Origin of the sequence: Clostridium sp. AM22-11AC (assembly GCF_003473545.1) — a bacterium.
In the GTDB taxonomy this organism is placed as follows: Bacteria; Bacillota; Clostridia; order Lachnospirales; family Lachnospiraceae; genus Enterocloster.
The window spans coordinates 111,583-129,250 of sequence record NZ_QUCM01000003.1 but is presented as its reverse complement, the minus strand read 5'-3'; the positions used below and the strand labels follow the sequence as shown (position 1 = coordinate 129,250).

Genomic DNA, 17,668 nt, shown 5'->3' with positions numbered 1-17,668 from the left:
GATGAACCAGAAACAGACTGTTTCCCCGGAAACTGTGTTAAAGGGGATAAAACCGATTGATAAAGAAGCAGTAAAGTCAGCAAAAGCCCACTGGGACCGGGTGGCAAAGCCATTAAACAGTTTAGGCGTGTTAGAAGAAGATATCTGCCGCATTGCAGGGGTAAAAAGGCGGGAAGAATTTTCCCTGGATAAAAAATGTATTGTAATCATGTGCGCAGACAATGGGATCGTAGCAGAAGGTGTGACCCAGACAGGACAGGACGTAACAGCAGCAGTTGCCAAAAATATGGCAGCCAGAAGATCCTGCGTCTGCCTGATGGCAGCTTGTGCAGGGGCAGAAGTCCTTCCTGTAGATGTGGGAATCGCGGCGGATATGACAGGAACCGGAATTTTAGACCGTAAGATCGCCTGGGGAACCAGAGATTTCTTAAAAGAACCTGCCATGACCAGAAAAGAGGCTGTAAAAGCATTGGAAGTGGGGATCGAGGCAGCCGGTATCTTACATGAAAAAGGCTGTGATCTGGCTGGCACAGGAGAAATGGGCATTGGAAATACCACTACTTCCAGCGCTGTGATCTCTGTGCTTACAGATCTGGACCCAGAGGTGGTAACAGGCAGAGGCGCAGGTCTTGATCATGCTGGTCTTAAGCGTAAAATAGAAGTGATCAAAGAGGGAATCCGTATCCACAGACCGGATCCTTCTGACGGGATCGATGTTTTATCAAAAGTAGGCGGCCTGGATCTGGCGGCACTGACAGGTTTTTATCTTGGCTGTGCCTACTGGCGGATCCCGGTGGTTTTAGACGGTCTTATTACCGGAGCGGCAGCTCTGGCAGCCGTGAAGATCTGTCCGGCTGTGGCTGACTATCTTCTGGCTTCCCATGTGTCCGCGGAACCGGCGGGACAGGCAGTTTTATCCAGCCTTGGGCTAAAGGCTGCGATCCAGGCGGGAATGTGCCTGGGAGAAGGAACGGGAGCAGCTGCGTTTTTCCCTATGCTTGATATGGCCCTTACTATTTACAGCAAAATGGATACCTTTCAGGATATACAGGTAAAGCCTTACTGTCATTTTGAAGAAGATAAAAACGAGGATAAAGAATAGCTATGATACTGATCACCGGGGGAAGCGGCAGCGGTAAATCTGCCTATGGAGAAAAAAGAATACTGGAAGCAGGAGAAATGACCCGGTATTATATTGCCACTATGGAAGTATTCGGGGAAGAAGGCAGGAAAAAGGTAGAGCGGCACAAAAAGCTTCGCCAGGGAAAAGGATTTATTACCATTGAGAGTCCGAAAGATGTGGGACGGGTGGAAAAAACTGGAAATAATAAACTGGCAGTGTTGCTGGAATGTGTTTCCAATCTCACAGCCAATGAAATGTTTGGCAGTTCTTTTGGAACAGAATTAGAACCTGGCAGACGCACAGAAGCGCTGGCGGAAAAGATCTGCGCTGACATTGCCAAAATTGATGAAGCAGCTGATTTTTTCGCAGTGATCACCAATGAAGTAGGCTCTGATGGGGAAATGTATGAAAAGGAAACCTTAGAGTATATCCGCCTTTTAGGTCTTGTTAACTGCCGTCTGGCGAAAATGGCTTCAGAGGTAGTTGAAGTAGTATACGGTATACCGGTTATGAAAAAAGGAGCAGAAGTGTAATTATGAAATGGTTGGAGTCCTGTCTGATCGCAATTTCCATGTATTCAAAGATCCCTGTACCCCAGGTAGAGTGGACCAAGGAAAAAATGAGCCATGCCATGTGCTTTTTTCCGCTGGTAGGTGTTATAGAAGGATGCCTTTTAGGGCTTTGGCTCTTTATTGCAGCGCAGTTTAATCTGTCTGTGGGGATAAGATTTCTCTGGGCGTCGGCCATCCCCTTTCTTGTAACAGGGGGCATCCATATGGACGGTTTTATGGACACTATGGATGCGGTCCATTCCTATGGAGACAGAACGAAAAAGTTGGAAATACTAAAAGATCCCCATTTAGGGGCGTTTGCAGTGATCTGTGCGGTTGTATATCTGTTATTATATACAGGAAGCATGTATGAATTTTGTGAAAATGCCCGGGGAAAGGCCATGTTTTACCCGGTGCTGTTTTTATTCAGTGAGCGGGTGTTCAGCGGCCTTTCCGTAGTCATGTTTCCGTCAGCGAAAAACAATGGGCTGGCAGCTGCCTTTTCCCAGGCTTCTGAGAAAAAGCTGGATAAGAAAATATTGCTCCTGTCATTGGTGCTCCTTGCAGTGCTGGCTTTTGGCATCTGGGGCGTACAGGGACTGGAAGTTTATGGAGTCTGCCTGGTGCTTCAGGGAGTGCTTTTTGCTTGGTATGATAAATGGTCCAAAAAGAATTTCGGAGGTATTACTGGAGACCTGGCTGGATTTTTCCTGCAGGCAGAGGAACTGATATGTCTGACGGTAGTGGCATTTTTATTGAGAATAATGTGAAAATATCTGAACTTGTAAAAATAAGTTGAAAACAGGGTTCATAAGCATAGGAGAACCGAAGGAGAAAAATCGAATGATCATGGTCATTGGAGGAAGATGTCAGGGAAAGTCTTCCTTTGCAAAAGAACATTTTGAAAATAGGGTACAGGAAAAAGGAAAAACTCAGGAAGATCATCAGAAAGATCCAAAGGCAGATCACTGGGCAGATGGGGAAACATCCACCTGGGAAGAATTTCTTACTTCCACCTGGTGCCGGAATTTTCACCTGCTGGTACGCCGGATTTTAAAAAAAGATGAGACATTGGGATTGCCGGATGAGCAGGAAACAGCTTTATTTGAAACAACATCTGCAGGTCTTCACAACTGGAAAAATCTGGCAGAAACCATTTATAACGCCAACCTGGACCGCATTTTAGTTACAGATGAGATTGGTTACGGTATTGTCCCAATTGATCCCTTTGAACGGGAATACAGGGAAGAAACAGGCCGCATCTGCTGTCTGCTGGCAGAAAAGTCAGAGGAAGTCTGGCGGGTCTGCTGTGGGATTGGAACGCGGTTAAAGTAGGGAGAAAAAGGTGCAATTTGCTGTATTTCAATGTGAAACCACGGCAAATTCCATTGCTGGTCGCGCAATGCATGAACAGTAATAACGCCAAATGGTATAAGAGAAACGAAAGGATAGTAACATGGAATGGATACAATTGTGGCAGCTTCATGGGCTGGCCCTTTTAACAGGCAGTATTCTGGACTGGATCTTTGGGGATCCCTATCATTTTCCCCATATGATACGCCTGATGGGAAATATGATAAGCGGATTGGAGAAGAGATTGCGAAAACTTTTTCCTGAAAAGCCACGGTTTGCAGGAATCTGTCTTACCCTGATCATGTGTCTTTTCTGGATCATTATGCCTGGTCTGCTCTTTCATATAACGGGAAGATATCTTGGCCTCACTGCAAGATTTATTCTGGAAAGCTTTTTCTGTTATCAGCTTCTGGCTGCAAAAAGCCTTTGTGTGGAGAGTATGAAGGTATGCAAAGAACTGAAAAAGGGAGATACAGAAGGAGCCAGAAAGGCAGTTTCCATGATCGTAGGCCGTGATACCAGTGTTCTGGACACAGCAGGTATCACCAGAGCGGCGGTGGAGACAGTGGCAGAAAATACCTCAGATGGTGTGATCGCCCCGTTCCTGTTTATGGCCATTTTCGGACCGGTAGGCGGCACTTTTTACAAGGCAGTGAATACCATGGACTCCATGATCGGCTATACCAATGATAAATACATTTTATTTGGTCGGACAGCTGCAAAGCTGGATGATGTGTTAAATTTTATCCCGGCCCGCATTTCCGGCTGTCTGCTGACACTGGCAGCATACCTGCTTCCGGGGGCAGACGGAAAAAATGCCTGGCGCATATTTTTAAGAGACCGGCGTAAACATGCCAGCCCCAACTCAGCCCACGGAGAAGCCGCCTGTGCCGGAGCCCTTCATTTACGTCTTGCCGGGGATGCCTGGTATTTTGGGGTTCTTCACAAAAAGCAGTTTATCGGGGATAATGACAGGGAGATCGTCCCGGAGGATATCTGGAAAGCCTCTCTTTTAATGTTCCTGGCAGAGGGGATACTGATGGTGGTGCTGTTAATGATCCTGGCAGCAGTCAGGTGATAGGTGATAATCACGGAAATACAAATACAGATATTCAAATAACTGGTTCAAGATCATCCCCAGCCGGGCTGGGAGATGAACAGAGTATAGATATTCATTTTGGAAAGAAGGAATTCATATGCATACCAAATATCAACACGGCGGTGACATTTACAGCAATAAAGTTTCTATAGACTATTCCGCCAATATCAATCCTTTAGGACTGCCTCAGGGAGTAAAAGAAGAGCTGGCCCGTTGTATAGAAGAGCCAGTCTGCTGCGTTTACCCGGACAGCCAGTGCAGGGATCTGGTAAAGGCATTAGCTGACTACCATAAGGTGACTCAGGACTGGATCCTCTGCGGTGATGGGGCAGCGGATCTGATCTTTGGACTTGCATTTGCCTTAAAGCCGAAAAAAGCACTGCTTTTAGCTCCTTCTTTCCTGGAATATGAGCAGGCATTGAAGGCAGTGGACTGTGATATTGATCTTTTTTATCTCAAAGAGGAAAATGGCTATCGTCTGGATGTGGAGGAACTGTGTAAAACGCTGGAACGGGCTAATGCCACTTATAATACTACCGCAGTCGGTTGTTCTGACCAACAGAAATCTACATCAGAAGCCAACAACGGCTACGACATTTTATTCCTGTGCAACCCCAACAACCCAACCGGCATTACCGTAAAAAAAGAGCAGGTCTTAAAACTGGCTGAAACCTGCGAAAAAACAAATACCTTTCTGGTTGTGGATGAGTGTTTTGAAGAGTTTTTAGATGAACCGGAAGCTTACAGCATTATTCCGTTTTTAGAGAAGCTCTCCCATGTCTTTGTTTTAAAGGCATTTACCAAGATCTATGCCATGGCAGGCCTGCGTTTAGGTTACGCTTTATGCAGTAACGAAGATGTTTTAACAAAGATCTGTCAGGTAAGACAGCCCTGGTCTGTGTCAGGACTGGCCCAGAGAGCAGGCATTGCAGCCTTAAAAGAGACAGAATATGTATTAAAAACCAGAAAACTGATCCATGAGCAGAGAGAAAAAATGGAGGCGGCATTAACAGAACTGGGCTATATCGTCTATCCGTCCCAGGCCAATTATATTTTCTTTATGGAAAAGACTCTGGAAGGAGCAACAGACAGCCTGTACGACCGCATGCTAAAACAGGGCGTCCTCATCCGCAGCTGCTCCAATTATCCGGGCCTGGACGCATCCTGCTACCGCATCTGCGTAAAAACAGAAGAAGAAAACAGAGAGTTCTTACACAAACTTTCCCAATGTACAGTCACCAAACGTACAGATATAAAATGTGCAGATACAAAACATACAGATACCGTATATACGGATGCCAATCCAACACAAGCACCCCACAGACCTGAAAAGGAGGAATAAAACCATGGCAAGATCCATTATGATACAGGGAACCATGTCCAATGCAGGAAAAAGTCTGATCGCAGCGGGCCTGTGCCGCATTTTCGCCCAGGACGGCTATAAAACAGCGCCTTTTAAATCCCAGAACATGGCTCTTAACTCCTTTATTACAGAAGACGGCCTGGAAATGGGCCGGGCACAGGTGGTCCAGGCAGAGGCGGCAGGAGTAAAGCCTTCTGCGGATATGAACCCTATTTTGCTCAAACCCACTACCGATGTGGGTTCCCAGGTGATCGTAAACGGTGTTTCCATCGGAAATATGCGGGCAAAAGACTATTTTGCCTACAAAAAGCAGCTGATCCCACAGATCATGGAAGCATACAAACGTCTGGACGAAGCCTATGACGTGATCGTCATTGAAGGCGCAGGAAGTCCGGCAGAGATCAACTTAAAATCCGATGACATTGTAAACATGGGACTGGCTGCCATGGTAGATGCGCCGGTGCTCCTTGCCGGGGATATTGACCGGGGCGGTGTGTTCGCCCAGCTTTACGGCACAGTAGAACTTTTAGAGCCTGAAGAGCGGAACCGCATAAAAGGGCTTATTATTAATAAATTCCGGGGAGATAAGTCGATCCTGGAGCCGGGACTTCGCCAGTTAGAAGATCTTTGTAAGATACCGGTGGCAGGCGTTGTCCCCTATATGAATGTAGATATCGAAGATGAGGACAGCTTAAGCAGCAAACTGGGAAATACAAGACAGAAGGGCTGCATCGACATTGCGGTGATCCGTTTTCCAAAAATTTCCAACTTTACAGATATGGATGTATTTGAGCGTATGGATGAGGTCTCCATCCGTTATGTCTCAAAGCCTTCTGAATTAAAAACGCCAGACATGGTGATCCTTCCGGGAACGAAAAATACCATTGATGATTTATTGTGGATGCGCCAGATCGGCCTGGAAGCAGCGATCCTTAAGCTGGCAGCCCGCCAGGTTCCTGTATGGGGAATTTGCGGCGGTTTCCAGATGATGGGAGAATGGCTGGTGGACGAACTTGCCATTGAGTCATCCCACAAAGGAAAGATCCGTGGAATGGGTCTTTTTCCTGTAGAAACTGAATTTGAAGAAGAAAAAGTACGCACCCAGACAGAAGGCCGATTCGGGGAACTTTACGGCTGTTTCAGGGAACTTTCCGGAAAGAGATTAACTGGTTATGAGATCCATATGGGCCGTACAAAGAGCCGGGAAAAAGAACAGCCACTGTGCCTGTTAAATGCAGGAGAAAGTGCAAATGGCAGAGAAGCCAGGGGTATCCCCTGTGGCTGGAACCGGAAAAACCTGTATGGTTCCTATGTCCATGGCGTATTTGATGCCCCCGGCATCTGCGAGACCATAGCAACTGCCCTGGCAGCCAGAAAGGGCATTACCCTGGAAATGGCAGGGCAGATGGATTACATAGCATATAAGGAAGAACAGTATGATAAACTGGCAGAAATACTGCGGGAGAGTCTGGATATGGAAAAGATATATGAGATCATGGGGCTGGAAGAGAAGGTGCATATAGAACAGGTGCTTCCGGCAGACATAGAACACAGAAGCTTTGAGATCATCGGGGAAGAATTAAAGGCTATGGGAAAGGAACTGGAACCGGAACTGGCACCGGTGATCATGCGTGCTATCCACACAACAGCGGATTTTGATTATGCAGATCATCTGAAATTTTCCGAAAATGTTGTAGAAAAGGCAAGAGAAGCCATTAAAAAGGGAGCAGTGATCATTACTGATACGAAAATGGGCTGGTCCGGCGTAAATAAAAAGCGGCTGGAAAGCTACGGAGGAGAAGCTTTATGCTTTATGGCAGATGAAGATGTGGCAGCAGAGGCAAAGAAAAACGGCAGCACAAGAGCGGTTGCAAGTATGGATAAGGCAGCCAATCTGTTTGGAGACGGAACAAGACCCTGTATCTTTGCCATTGGAAATGCCCCAACGGCTCTGATCCGCCTGTATGAGCTGATCCAGGAGAGAAAAATAAAACCGGCCCTGATCATCGGTGCGCCGGTAGGCTTTGTGAATGTGATCCAGTCCAAAGAACTGATCCTTTCATTGAAAGACACGCCTTACATCGTGGCAGAAGGAAGAAAAGGTGGAAGCAACGTAGCAGCGGCAATCTGCAACGCTTTGCTATATGGGATAAAATAAAAAGGGGACAAAATACATGAAACTATATCGTATTATCCTTGTAGATGATGAGGAAGAGGTAAGAAAGAGCATTATCCGCAAGATCAAATGGGAGGAAAATGGATTTTTAGTAGCAGGGGATGCGGAAAACGGGGAAGATGCCTTAGAAAAGATTGAAGCTTTAGAGCCTGACCTGATCTTAACCGACATTCGCATGCCTTATATGGACGGACTGACACTGGCAGAGCGTGTGCGCCAGAAATACCCGTCTATGAAGATCGTTATTTTCTCTGGTTACGATGACTTTGAGTATGCGAAGCAGGCTATTAAATTAAATGTAACTGAGTACATATTAAAGCCGGTAAACGTAGAAGAGCTGACTGCCATTTTACAGAAGATCAAGGCAAATCTGGACCAGGAGATCGAGCAGAAGCGAAATGTAAACCTGCTGCGGGAAAATTATATTAAAAGCCTGCCGATCCTTCGTGAACAGTTTTTAAATGAGCTGGTAAATGCCCCGGTTGCTTCTGAGACCGTTGAAACACGTTTAAAAGAATACGGCATTCCTCTTTCAGGTGCACAGAAATGGATCGCAGCAGCGGTAGGCATTGACCGGCCGGAAGAAGAGGGCGAAGGGGAACTGGCGATCCACCGTGAACAGGACCTGATCCCTATTTCTGTTATGCAGATCTTAGAGGAAAAGCTTGGAAAATACTGCCGTTTTTCAACTTTTAATTCTACTGGCAGCAGCGATGCCCAGATCGGTGTGATCGCAGCGATTGATGAGGAAAATACCCAGACCGGTCTGACTGCTGTATTAAGTGATATCTGCAAAGAAACCAGAAAGATCCTTGCAGTGCCCATCACTATTGGTATCGGTCACAGCACCCAGGACTTGGGAATGATCTGTGAGTCTTATAAAGATGCGGTAAATGCCTTAGGCTATAAGGCCATCGTAGGAGCCGGAAATACCATTTACATTAACGATGTGGAGCCGGTAAGCAGGGGAAAACTGCAGTTTGACAGCAAAGACGAGGCAGAACTGGTAGGTGCTGTAAAATTCGGCCCTCAGGAAAAGATCGAAGAAGTGGTACATAAAATTGCCGACAAGATCAGTGATGCAAAAGTCCATCAGCGTCAGTGCCAGACCTATATGTTAAGTGTGTTAAACTGTATGATCCAGCTGGTGCAGATGTATGATCTGGATATGGAGACCATTTTCCAGGGAGAGTCTGACTTAAATGAGGCCTTTGTCCTGATCTCCAGCACCCAGAAAAAGGAAGATTTTGTAAAATGGCTTCTCCAGGCGGCCACAGCAGTAAACCAGTCTGTAAATACAGAGCGTGATAACACCACAAAACAGGTGATCCAGGAAGCCAGACAGTATATTATGGACAATTATCAGGATGCGGATCTGTCTGTGGAGAAGATCTGCCGTCACCTGCATATGAGCCCGGCTTATTTCTCCACCATGTTTAAGAAAGAAACAGGAAAGACCTATGTGGCTTATCTGACGGAAGTGCGGTTAGACAAAGCTGTGGAGCTTTTAAATAAAACGGATGACAAGACCTATGTGATCGCGGCAAAAGTAGGATATCAGGAGCAGAATTATTTCAGCTACGTGTTTAAGAAACGTTTTGGTATCTCACCTACAAAATTCAGAGGAGCAAAATAATGTTTTTGAAACAGCGAAAACACCGGCTTCAAAATGCCAGTATCCGTTCTATTATCTTTATGTATTTCACCATTACTGCTCTGGCAGCCAGCGTTTTTATCGGAGTGTCCCTTTATGGACGGCTGTCAGGGCAGATGTCCTCTGCCCTTCAGGAGGAAAATCACATTCTTATCAATCAGTTAGGCCGGACCATGGACTCCTACCTGCGTCTGGTAATGAAACTTTCAGACTCCCTGTATTACGGCGTGATCAAAAATGCCGATCTCTCAGATGGTTCTATTAACGGGGAGATCACCCTTCTTTATGATAATAATAAAGACAATGTAGAAAATATCGCCCTGTTTTCCAAAGAAGGAGAACTGCTTGAGTCTGTTCCTGCAGCAAGATTAAAAAACAATGCCCAGGTGGCAGATCAGGACTGGTTTACGGCGGCATTGGAAAAAACAGAAAATCTTCATTTTTCCATGCCTCATGTACAGCATATTTTTGATACAGGAGACAGCCAGTATCGTTGGGTGGTATCTGTGGCAAGAGCAGTAGAGATCACAGACGGTCCTTATACAGATCAGGGCGTTTTGCTCATTGATCTGCGCTATAACAGTCTGGAACAGCTGTTTGACGGAATGAACCTGGCAAAAGGAGGCTATGTTTATCTTACAGACAGCAACGGGGACCTGATCTATCACCCGAACGGCCAGCTGATCAGCTCCGGCCTTGCAATGGAAAATAATGATAACACAGCCATTTTAAGGGATGGAAATTATCAGGAGCAATGGCAGGGACAGACCCGGGTAGTATCTATAAAAACAGTAGGTTATACAGGCTGGAAGATCGTAGGTGTCATGCCTCTTGACACAGTATCTTTAAACGCTATTAAGACACGTATTTTGATCGTGTTTATTATTGCACTGGTGTTGTTTATTCTGACCATCATCAACTCCTATATTTCTTCCCGTATTACAGACCCCATTAAGGAACTGGAAAAATCTGTCAATCAGATCGAGGAAGGAAATCTGGAAACAGAAGTTTATACAGGTGGATCCTACGAGATCCAGCATTTGGGAAAATCCATCCAGAACATGGCAAGGCAGATCAAACGTCTTATGGATGATATTGTGGCAGAACATGAGTCCAAGCGAAAAAGCGAGTTTGATACGTTACAGTCCCAGATCAATCCCCATTTCCTCTACAATACACTGGATATCATCGTATGGATGATCGAAAATGAAAAGCAGTCAGAGGCGGTGAAAGCAGTAACGGCGCTGGCACGTTTCTTCCGCATCAGTTTAAGTAAGGGAAAAAGTATTATCCCGGTGCGGGACGAATTGGAGCATGTGCGAAACTACCTGATGATCCAGCATATGCGCTATAAAAATAAATTCTCTTATTCTATTGAGGCAGAGGACGAGGTATTAGGACTTGCCAGTCTGAAGCTTATTTTACAGCCTATGGTGGAAAATGCCATTTATCATGGAATGGAATTTATGGATGGTGACGGCGAGATCAAAATACGGGCATGGAAAGAGAACAACGATCTGTATTTAAGCGTAGAGGACAATGGACTTGGCATGACCGAAGAACAGGTAGAGCGTCTGTTTACAGATACCAGCCATGTCCCTTCCAGGCGGGGTTCCGGCATTGGCGTAAAGAACGTAAATGAGAGGATCCATCTGTATTTTGGAAAAGACTATGGTCTTTCCATAAATTCAGAACCGGATGAAGGAACGACAGTGCTGATGCATCTGCCGGCTGTTTCATATGAAGAAATAGCAAAAGAAGAAGCATTAAAAGAGCAAAATGCAAAGAAGGAGGAGAAACATGCCTAGAAGAGAAAAAATGCTTTTATGCGCAGGGGCTGTGTTTCTGGTCCTTCTGTTTCTGATGTCTTCTACAGATCTGATCATAAAAGAGCGGGCTGTACAGATCGACTCCATTTCTGTAATCTTAAGCGAAGACACGGACGATTATTATCAGAATTTCAGAAAAGGAATGGAAAAGGCAGCTACAGATCTGCGAAGTGATGTAAGGTTGATCACTCTTTATGACCGAAAAGATCAGGATCAGCAGGTGGAACTGACCACCAGGGAGATCCGGGACGGGGCAGGTGCTGTGGTGATCGAACCGGCAGAGGAAAAGGCGGCGGTTATGGCGTTAGAAAGTTTAAATCCAGGATGCCCGGTGATTTTTGTAAGCGCGTCTTCCCCCAGTGATTTTGTGACAGACTCTATTCTCATTGATTATTTTGAAGCCGGAAGAATATTGGGAGAAAAAGCAGCAGAAAAGAACCTTCCAGGTGAAAAAGTGTGTTTGTTTGCCCAGGGAATGGCTTATAACGGCGTACAGGACGCCTACGAAGGGGTCTGCTCTGTTTTAAATGACCAGGGGATCTCTTATGAGTTATATGTAGATAAAGAAGGAAAGGCTTTTCGCAAGGTGATCGAAAATACAGTCTATCCGGGGACCGGTCCGGTAGAAGTGGTGGCTCTGGATGTGCAGTCTTTGGACCGGACAGCTTCTATCTTAAATGAAAGCTCTGTTTACAGGGATCATGTATCTGCCCTTTATGGCATTGGTTCTACTACGGGGATCTTAAATCTCCTGGATCAGGGTATTATTGACGGACTTGTGACCTATGACCAGTTCAGCCAGGGATATTTAAGCATAAAAAAAGCAGTGGAAGCCATTCACGGAAGCAGGCAGAAACAGGAAACTTTGTTGGATCCGGTCTATCTGGATCAGCAGGAACTGGCTTCCGGCGCATATGAGAAAATGCTCTATCCAATGGAATAGGGGGTAAAAAGGATGAAGAAAACAAAAGGAACCGGAGTAATGCTTTTTGGTATGTTTGCGATCATCGTAATTATCGCGGTGTTTATCCTGGCAGGAAACGGAGCAAAAAAAGAGGCGGCGTCCAAGGAAATACGTGTGGGACTTCTTCTTTACAGGGGGGATGATACCTTTATCAGCACCCTGCGTTCTTATATCGAAGAAAAGGCGAAAGAATATGAACGGACAGAGGGGATCAAAGTGACCCTGGATATTTTGGATGCAAAAAGCAACCAGAATACCCAGAACAACCAGGTGGACCGGCTGCTGGAGTTAGGATGCAATGCCTTGTGTGTGAATATCGTAGATCGCTTTGCAGCTTCTGTTGTCATTGATAAAGCCATGGCAGCAGATGTGCCTGTGATCTTTTTTAACAGGGAACCAGTGGAAGAGGATATGAACCGGTGGGAGAAGCTTTATTATGTAGGGGCAGACGCAAAAGAGTCTGCTGTTCTGGAAGGAAAGATCCTGGTAGATGCCTACAGGAAGGATCCTGCAAGCCTGGACCGGAACGGGGATGGAACCGTCAGCTATGTACTTTTAGAAGGGGAAAGCAATCACCAGGACTCCCTGATCCGTACAGAATGGTCTATCCAGACATTAAAAGACGGGGGAGTTCCTCTGGAAAAAATCACAGGCGGCATTGCCAGCTGGGAACGCAGCCAGGCATCTGCCATGATGGAACAGTGGCTTACCGACTATCCGGACCAGATCGAACTGGTCATCTGCAATAATGATGATATGGCCTTAGGCGCGATCGATGCTATTGAGCGGGCGGGGATCCTTCCCGGAACGATCAAATTAGCAGGTATCGATGCAACGCCTCCCGGTGTGGAAGCACTGAAGGCAGGAAAGCTTTTTGGAACTGTAGAAGCGGATAAAGAAGGCTATGCAAACGCTATTTTCGGGATCGCAGCCTCTTTAAGCCGGGGACTTCCCATTGATGAGAGCATAAAACTGGAAAACGGAAAATATTTCTGGTGCAGCCAGAAAGGACTGACCCAGGCGGATATTGCAGGAACTGACAATAAATGACATAAAAATAATAATTTTTTTCAGCAATAATGTAAAATCAAAGAAATTTCATAATACTCCTTAAAAAATCTTATAGAAAAATGCACAACGCAGATTTATAATGTGCTTGTCGTTAAGGAAAAAACACCAAAAGCGATAAAAAAACAAAATCATATGTATAGGGAGGATTACAATTATGAGATTAGTTAAGAAAGTTACAGCAGCAGCTATGGCATCCGCAATGGCACTTTCACTGGCAGCCTGCGGCGGCGGAAACACCGCTACAACAGCAGCTCCTACTGAAGCAGCTAAGGAAACTGCAGCAGCAAGCGAAGCAGCTACAGAGGCAGCTAAGGAAGCAGCAGAGACTGCAGCAAATGCAGCTGGAACAGCAGATGTTGCTGATAAGAAAGTGGGCATCAGCATTTATAAATTCGATGATAACTTTATGACTCTGTACAGACAGGAACTGCAGCGTTATCTGACCGAAGATTTAGGATTTAAGCCAGAGAACGTAGTTATCCAGGATGGTAAGGGCGATCAGGCAGAGCAGACCAACCAGATCAACAACTTCATTACCCAGAAGTATGATGTTCTGATCCTGAACCTGGTACAGGCTTCTTCCGCACCGGAGATCACAGATATGTGTAAAGAAGCAGGAATTCCTGTTGTTTACATCAACCGTGAGCCAGATGAGGCAGAAGAGCAGAGATGGGTTGACGAAAAGATCAACGCTACTTATGTAGGCTGTGATGCAAGACAGTCCGGTACCTATCAGGGCGAAGAGATCTTAGAGACAGAGACCAAGGGCGATATCAATGGTGATGGAAAAGTTTCCTACATCATGATCCAGGGCGACCCTGAGAACGTAGATGCCCAGTACAGAACTGAATTCTCCGTTAAGGCATTAACAGACGCTGGCGTAGAAGTAGAAGAACTGTTAAAGCAGCGTGGTGACTGGGATCAGGCTAAGGCTCAGCAGATCGCACAGGATGCTTTAAACCAGTACGGCGACAAGATCGAAGTTATCTTCTGCAACAACGACGCAATGGCACTGGGCGCTTTACAGGCAATCGAAGCAGCTGGACGTAAGGTAAATGAAGATATTTACTTAGTAGGTGTAGATGCTCTGACCGAGGCAGTTCAGAACGTTATCGATGGCAAGCAGACCGGTACTGTATTTAACGATCACTTCTCACAGGCTAAGGCAGCAGCAGACGCAGCTGTTCAGTTCATCAGCGGCGAAGAAGTTGATGCAAAGATCCCTGTAGACTACATCAAGGTTACTAACGCAAACGCACAGGAAATCCTTGACAAGTTAAAATAAGTTACAGTTAACTGACTATTTATCGGGTGTGCGGGTCATTCCGTCACACCCGATTTTTAAGGAAAATATGCTCCCGGAGGGCATAGAAAAAGCGTCACAGGAATTGAAAGGAGTAACGGGATGGCAGAGCAGTACAGACTGGAAATGATAGGAGTCAGTAAAAGCTTCCCTGGCGTAAAGGCACTGGATGGGATAAACTTGAAAGTACGTCCCGGAACTGTCCATGCGCTGATGGGGGAAAACGGCGCCGGAAAATCCACCCTTATGAAATGTCTTTTCGGCATTTATAAGATGGATGAAGGACAGATCATTATTGATGGTGAAAAAACGGAGATAACAAATCCGGATGATGCCCTTCGCAAGGGCCTGGCAATGGTTCATCAGGAACTTCAGCCAATACCGGATCGTTCTATTGCAGAAAATATGTATCTGGGAAGATATCCCATGAAGAGTGTTGGTCCTCTTAAAATGGTGGATCACAAGACCATGAACAGTGAAGCTGAGAAATGGTTAAAAGATGTAAAAATGAATTTTGATCCTAAGGCAAAACTGGGAACATTGTCAATTGGACAGATGCAGTCAGTAGAGATCGCAAAGGCAGTCAGTCAGCACGCAAAGATCGTGATCCTGGATGAGCCTACATCCTCTCTGACTGATAATGAAGTAGAAGCGCTGTTCCGCATTATCAGGGACTTAAAGTCCAGAGGCGTTTCTATGATATATATCAGCCATAAGATGGCTGAGATCCGTCAGATCGCAGACGATATTACTATTATGCGAGATGGTACATATGTAGGATCCTGGGAAGTAAAGGATATTTCCGATGATGAGATCGTAAAACAGATGGTTGGACGTGAGCTGACCAATGTATATCCTCCAAAGGAAGATTACAGAACAGATGAGACGATTCTGAAGGTAGAGCACCTGTGCAGCATTCATGAACGTTCCTTCCAGGATTGTTCCTTTGAGTTAAAGAGAGGCGAGATCCTTGGATTCGGCGGTCTGGTAGGCGCACAGAGAACAGAGATGATGGAAGCAATCTTCGGTATGAGACATATTGCCAGCGGTACGGTAGAAGTCCTTGGCAAGCAGGTTAATATCAAGAAACCGGAAGATGCTATTGATAATTCCATTGGTATGATCACAGAGGATCGTCGTGGAACTGGTATCTTAGGCTGCTTAAGCATCAACGATAACACTGCGATCGCTTCTTATAAGAACTATACAAACAACGGTGTGATCGATCAGAAGAAAGTAGATGCAGTTGTAAAAGACAGCATCCAGAAGCTGAACATCAAGACTCCTAGTGGAAAGACACTGATCCAGTCTCTTTCCGGTGGTAATCAGCAGAAGGTTATCATCGCCCGCTGGCTGGCAAACAACCCGGATATCCTGATCATGGATGAGCCTACAAGAGGTATTGACGTAGGTGCCAAGTATGAGATCTATCAGATCATGATCGACCTGGTAAAACAGGGCAAGTCCATTATCATGATCTCTTCTGAAATGCCGGAGCTGATCGGTATGTCCAACCGTATCATTGTAATGTGTAACGGACATATCACCGGCGAAGTAGAAGGGGAAGAAGCAACCCAGGAGAGAATTATGTCCTTTGCGACACAGTTTGATCTTCAGGGAAAATCAACCACAGAGTCCAAGTAGGAGGATTAAGCCATGACAGCGAAAAAATTTAATTTAAAGGATTTCCTTATTAATAACGGAATTATAGTCGTTCTGGTGTTATTAGCTATTTACACCGGTATCATGCAGCCGACATTCGTATCCGGCTCCAACTTAAAAAATATTGCACTTAACGTAGCACCACGTTTCATCATCGCCTGCGGCGTATCCGGGTGTCTGATCACCAAAGGTACTGACCTTTCTGCAGGACGTATGGTAGGTTTATCTGCCTGCCTGGCAGGTACTTTACTTCAGAAGGCTGATTACAGCGGCAAGTTCTTCCCTAACATGCCATTTTATGGTGTATGGTGGGTAGCAGCTGTACTGCTTATCTGTGTAGCTGTATGTGCTATCTTTGGTGCTATCAACGGTATCGTAGTTTCTTATCTGCAGGTTCCTGCATTCATCGGAACCTTAGGTATGCAGCTAATCGTATACGGTGTCTGCCTGGTTTATACCAACGCAACTCCTATTGGTGGTTATCGTGCTGCTTACACAGAGGTTGCAAAAGGACAGTTATTTGGTTTTATCCCTTATCTGTTCCTGATCGCTTTAGCAGTTGGTATTGTAATGTGGTTTGTATATAACAAGATGCCTCACGGCAAATATATGTACGCTATCGGTGGAAATGAGCAGGCAGCAGAAGTTTCCGGCGTAAATACAAAGAAAACCAAGATCATCATCTATATCACAGCAGCAGCATGCTACGCACTGGGCGGTTTCCTGGTAGGTGCTAAATCCGGTGGTTCCTCTGTAAATATGGGTTACGGCTGGGAGCTGGAAGCAATCGCAGCCTGCACCATCGGCGGTGTATCTGTAAACGGTGGTATTGGTCGTATCTCCGGTGTTCTTATCGGCGTTCTGGTATTTGAGATCTTAAAGACCTGCTTACAGTATCTGGGTGTTGATACAAACTACCAGTACATTGCACAGGGTATCGTTATCGTAGTTGCGATCGCACTGGATATCAGAAAGTACATTGCTAAGAAGTAATTACTGACTCATAATATTCTAAAGCATAAAATATTTTTGGCTGGGCGCCAGATCTGTGATTGACCGGATCTGGTGCCCATATTTTTTCTGTCATGTATGGAAAAATGCTGCCGGTGACAGGTTCTGTGAGCTGGCACTTGCATTTTTTGAAAGTAAGGCTACCGCAATTCCACTGGCTTTAGACGGTGGGTTAAGGTAGCCAAAAGTGGAAAATTGTTATATACTTGTGGCATGGGAACAAGGAACATGCAGGTTATCCGAAATTTAAGAGCAAACACGATAATCATAAGTCATATACAACAAATTTTACGAATGGCAATATAAAAACCCCCTTTTATTCGTTTTTTCGCTGCTTCGCTTGCCGCCCAGCGGCGTTCTGCGCTGTATGGGGCGGTCGGCCAAAAGGAGAACCGCCCCTTGCGAATTTCAAACTCCATGCAGCCCGTGCCCGGGTCTGCGTGTGTCAAGAGCCGGCGTTGAAGCAAATACAGCAGTTAAGGACGCAGGGAAAGCTGAAAGAAAGCCAG

The 17,668-nt window shown here is 45.6% G+C and carries 14 protein-coding genes and 1 pseudogene; all 15 read left to right on the top strand.

The window, feature by feature from the left end:
• Position 1: 1 nt before the first annotated feature.
• The 15 genes and pseudogenes from cobT (at position 2) to DW251_RS04470 (ending at position 17,141) form a co-directional block, all read left to right on the top strand.
• The gene (gene cobT, locus DW251_RS04535) at positions 2-1,102 is read left to right on the top strand and encodes a nicotinate-nucleotide--dimethylbenzimidazole phosphoribosyltransferase (protein ID WP_021870992.1); all 1,101 of its coding nucleotides are present in this window, start codon (positions 2-4) and stop codon (positions 1,100-1,102) included.
• A gap of 2 nt (positions 1,103-1,104) precedes the next feature.
• The gene (locus DW251_RS04530) at positions 1,105-1,656 is read left to right on the top strand and encodes a bifunctional adenosylcobinamide kinase/adenosylcobinamide-phosphate guanylyltransferase (protein WP_118300362.1); all 552 of its coding nucleotides are present in this window, start codon (positions 1,105-1,107) and stop codon (positions 1,654-1,656) included.
• A 2-nt stretch (positions 1,657-1,658) separates the two neighbouring features.
• Complete coding sequence (locus DW251_RS04525; RefSeq protein WP_021870994.1) at positions 1,659-2,444, top strand: adenosylcobinamide-GDP ribazoletransferase; 786 nt, start codon at positions 1,659-1,661, stop codon at positions 2,442-2,444.
• A gap of 73 nt (positions 2,445-2,517) precedes the next feature.
• A complete protein-coding gene (locus tag DW251_RS04520) occupies positions 2,518-3,009 on the top strand; it encodes a bifunctional adenosylcobinamide kinase/adenosylcobinamide-phosphate guanylyltransferase (protein WP_021870995.1) in 492 nt (163 codons plus the stop codon).
• A 121-nt stretch (positions 3,010-3,130) separates the two neighbouring features.
• Positions 3,131-4,105 carry an adenosylcobinamide-phosphate synthase CbiB gene (gene cbiB, locus DW251_RS04515; protein ID WP_021870996.1) on the top strand — a complete coding sequence of 325 codons (975 nt, stop codon included), beginning with the start codon at positions 3,131-3,133 and terminating at the stop codon, positions 4,103-4,105.
• A gap of 118 nt (positions 4,106-4,223) precedes the next feature.
• Entirely contained in the window at positions 4,224-5,468 is a 1,245-nt protein-coding gene (locus DW251_RS04510) for a threonine-phosphate decarboxylase (protein WP_118300361.1), read from the top strand.
• A 4-nt stretch (positions 5,469-5,472) separates the two neighbouring features.
• Positions 5,473-6,996: pseudogene (locus DW251_RS04505) on the top strand (cobyric acid synthase); the annotation flags it as partial.
• Positions 6,985-7,647, top strand: coding sequence for a precorrin-8X methylmutase (locus DW251_RS18185; RefSeq protein ID WP_279217517.1), 663 nt, complete (start codon positions 6,985-6,987; stop codon positions 7,645-7,647). The pseudogene DW251_RS04505 and the gene DW251_RS18185, both read left to right, overlap by 12 nt.
• Positions 7,648-7,663: 16 nt before the next feature.
• A complete protein-coding gene (locus tag DW251_RS04500; RefSeq protein WP_021869422.1) occupies positions 7,664-9,301 on the top strand; it encodes a response regulator in 1,638 nt (545 codons plus the stop codon).
• The gene (locus DW251_RS04495; RefSeq protein ID WP_021869421.1) at positions 9,301-11,127 is read left to right on the top strand and encodes a sensor histidine kinase; all 1,827 of its coding nucleotides are present in this window, start codon (positions 9,301-9,303) and stop codon (positions 11,125-11,127) included. Before DW251_RS04500 ends, DW251_RS04495 begins: the two co-directional genes overlap by 1 nt.
• Entirely contained in the window at positions 11,120-12,091 is a 972-nt protein-coding gene (locus DW251_RS04490) for a substrate-binding domain-containing protein (RefSeq protein ID WP_021869420.1), read from the top strand. The genes DW251_RS04495 and DW251_RS04490 overlap by 8 nt, the downstream gene beginning before the upstream one ends.
• A gap of 12 nt (positions 12,092-12,103) precedes the next feature.
• Complete coding sequence (locus tag DW251_RS04485; protein WP_021869419.1) at positions 12,104-13,162, top strand: galactose ABC transporter substrate-binding protein; 1,059 nt, start codon at positions 12,104-12,106, stop codon at positions 13,160-13,162.
• Between the two features lie 175 nt (positions 13,163-13,337).
• Positions 13,338-14,468, top strand: coding sequence for a substrate-binding domain-containing protein (locus DW251_RS04480; protein ID WP_021869418.1), 1,131 nt, complete (start codon positions 13,338-13,340; stop codon positions 14,466-14,468).
• Positions 14,469-14,588: 120 nt separating this feature from the next.
• Positions 14,589-16,130 (top strand): sugar ABC transporter ATP-binding protein, encoded by a 1,542-nt coding sequence (locus DW251_RS04475; protein WP_118300359.1) that lies wholly within the window; start codon positions 14,589-14,591, stop codon positions 16,128-16,130.
• Positions 16,131-16,142: 12 nt separating this feature from the next.
• Complete coding sequence (locus DW251_RS04470; protein ID WP_021869416.1) at positions 16,143-17,141, top strand: hypothetical protein; 999 nt, start codon at positions 16,143-16,145, stop codon at positions 17,139-17,141.
• Positions 17,142-17,668 lie beyond the last annotated feature (527 nt).

What these genes read in the sequence shown, in the direction of transcription:
- DW251_RS18185 (WP_279217517.1), top strand. Translation starts at nt 6,985, where the DNA reads ATGGGGCTGGAAGAGAAGGTGCATATAGAACAGGTGCTTCCGGCAGAC.
- DW251_RS04480 (WP_021869418.1), top strand. Translation starts at nt 13,338, where the DNA reads ATGAGATTAGTTAAGAAAGTTACAGCAGCAGCTATGGCATCCGCAATG.
- cobT (WP_021870992.1), top strand. Translation starts at nt 2, where the DNA reads ATGAACCAGAAACAGACTGTTTCCCCGGAAACTGTGTTAAAGGGGATA.
- DW251_RS04495 (WP_021869421.1), top strand. Translation starts at nt 9,301, where the DNA reads ATGTTTTTGAAACAGCGAAAACACCGGCTTCAAAATGCCAGTATCCGT.
- DW251_RS04520 (WP_021870995.1), top strand. Translation starts at nt 2,518, where the DNA reads ATGATCATGGTCATTGGAGGAAGATGTCAGGGAAAGTCTTCCTTTGCA.
- DW251_RS04525 (WP_021870994.1), top strand. Translation starts at nt 1,659, where the DNA reads ATGAAATGGTTGGAGTCCTGTCTGATCGCAATTTCCATGTATTCAAAG.
- DW251_RS04470 (WP_021869416.1), top strand. Translation starts at nt 16,143, where the DNA reads ATGACAGCGAAAAAATTTAATTTAAAGGATTTCCTTATTAATAACGGA.
- cbiB (WP_021870996.1), top strand. Translation starts at nt 3,131, where the DNA reads ATGGAATGGATACAATTGTGGCAGCTTCATGGGCTGGCCCTTTTAACA.
- DW251_RS04510 (WP_118300361.1), top strand. Translation starts at nt 4,224, where the DNA reads ATGCATACCAAATATCAACACGGCGGTGACATTTACAGCAATAAAGTT.
- DW251_RS04485 (WP_021869419.1), top strand. Translation starts at nt 12,104, where the DNA reads ATGAAGAAAACAAAAGGAACCGGAGTAATGCTTTTTGGTATGTTTGCG.
- DW251_RS04530 (WP_118300362.1), top strand. Translation starts at nt 1,105, where the DNA reads ATGATACTGATCACCGGGGGAAGCGGCAGCGGTAAATCTGCCTATGGA.
- DW251_RS04490 (WP_021869420.1), top strand. Translation starts at nt 11,120, where the DNA reads ATGCCTAGAAGAGAAAAAATGCTTTTATGCGCAGGGGCTGTGTTTCTG.
- DW251_RS04500 (WP_021869422.1), top strand. Translation starts at nt 7,664, where the DNA reads ATGAAACTATATCGTATTATCCTTGTAGATGATGAGGAAGAGGTAAGA.
- DW251_RS04475 (WP_118300359.1), top strand. Translation starts at nt 14,589, where the DNA reads ATGGCAGAGCAGTACAGACTGGAAATGATAGGAGTCAGTAAAAGCTTC.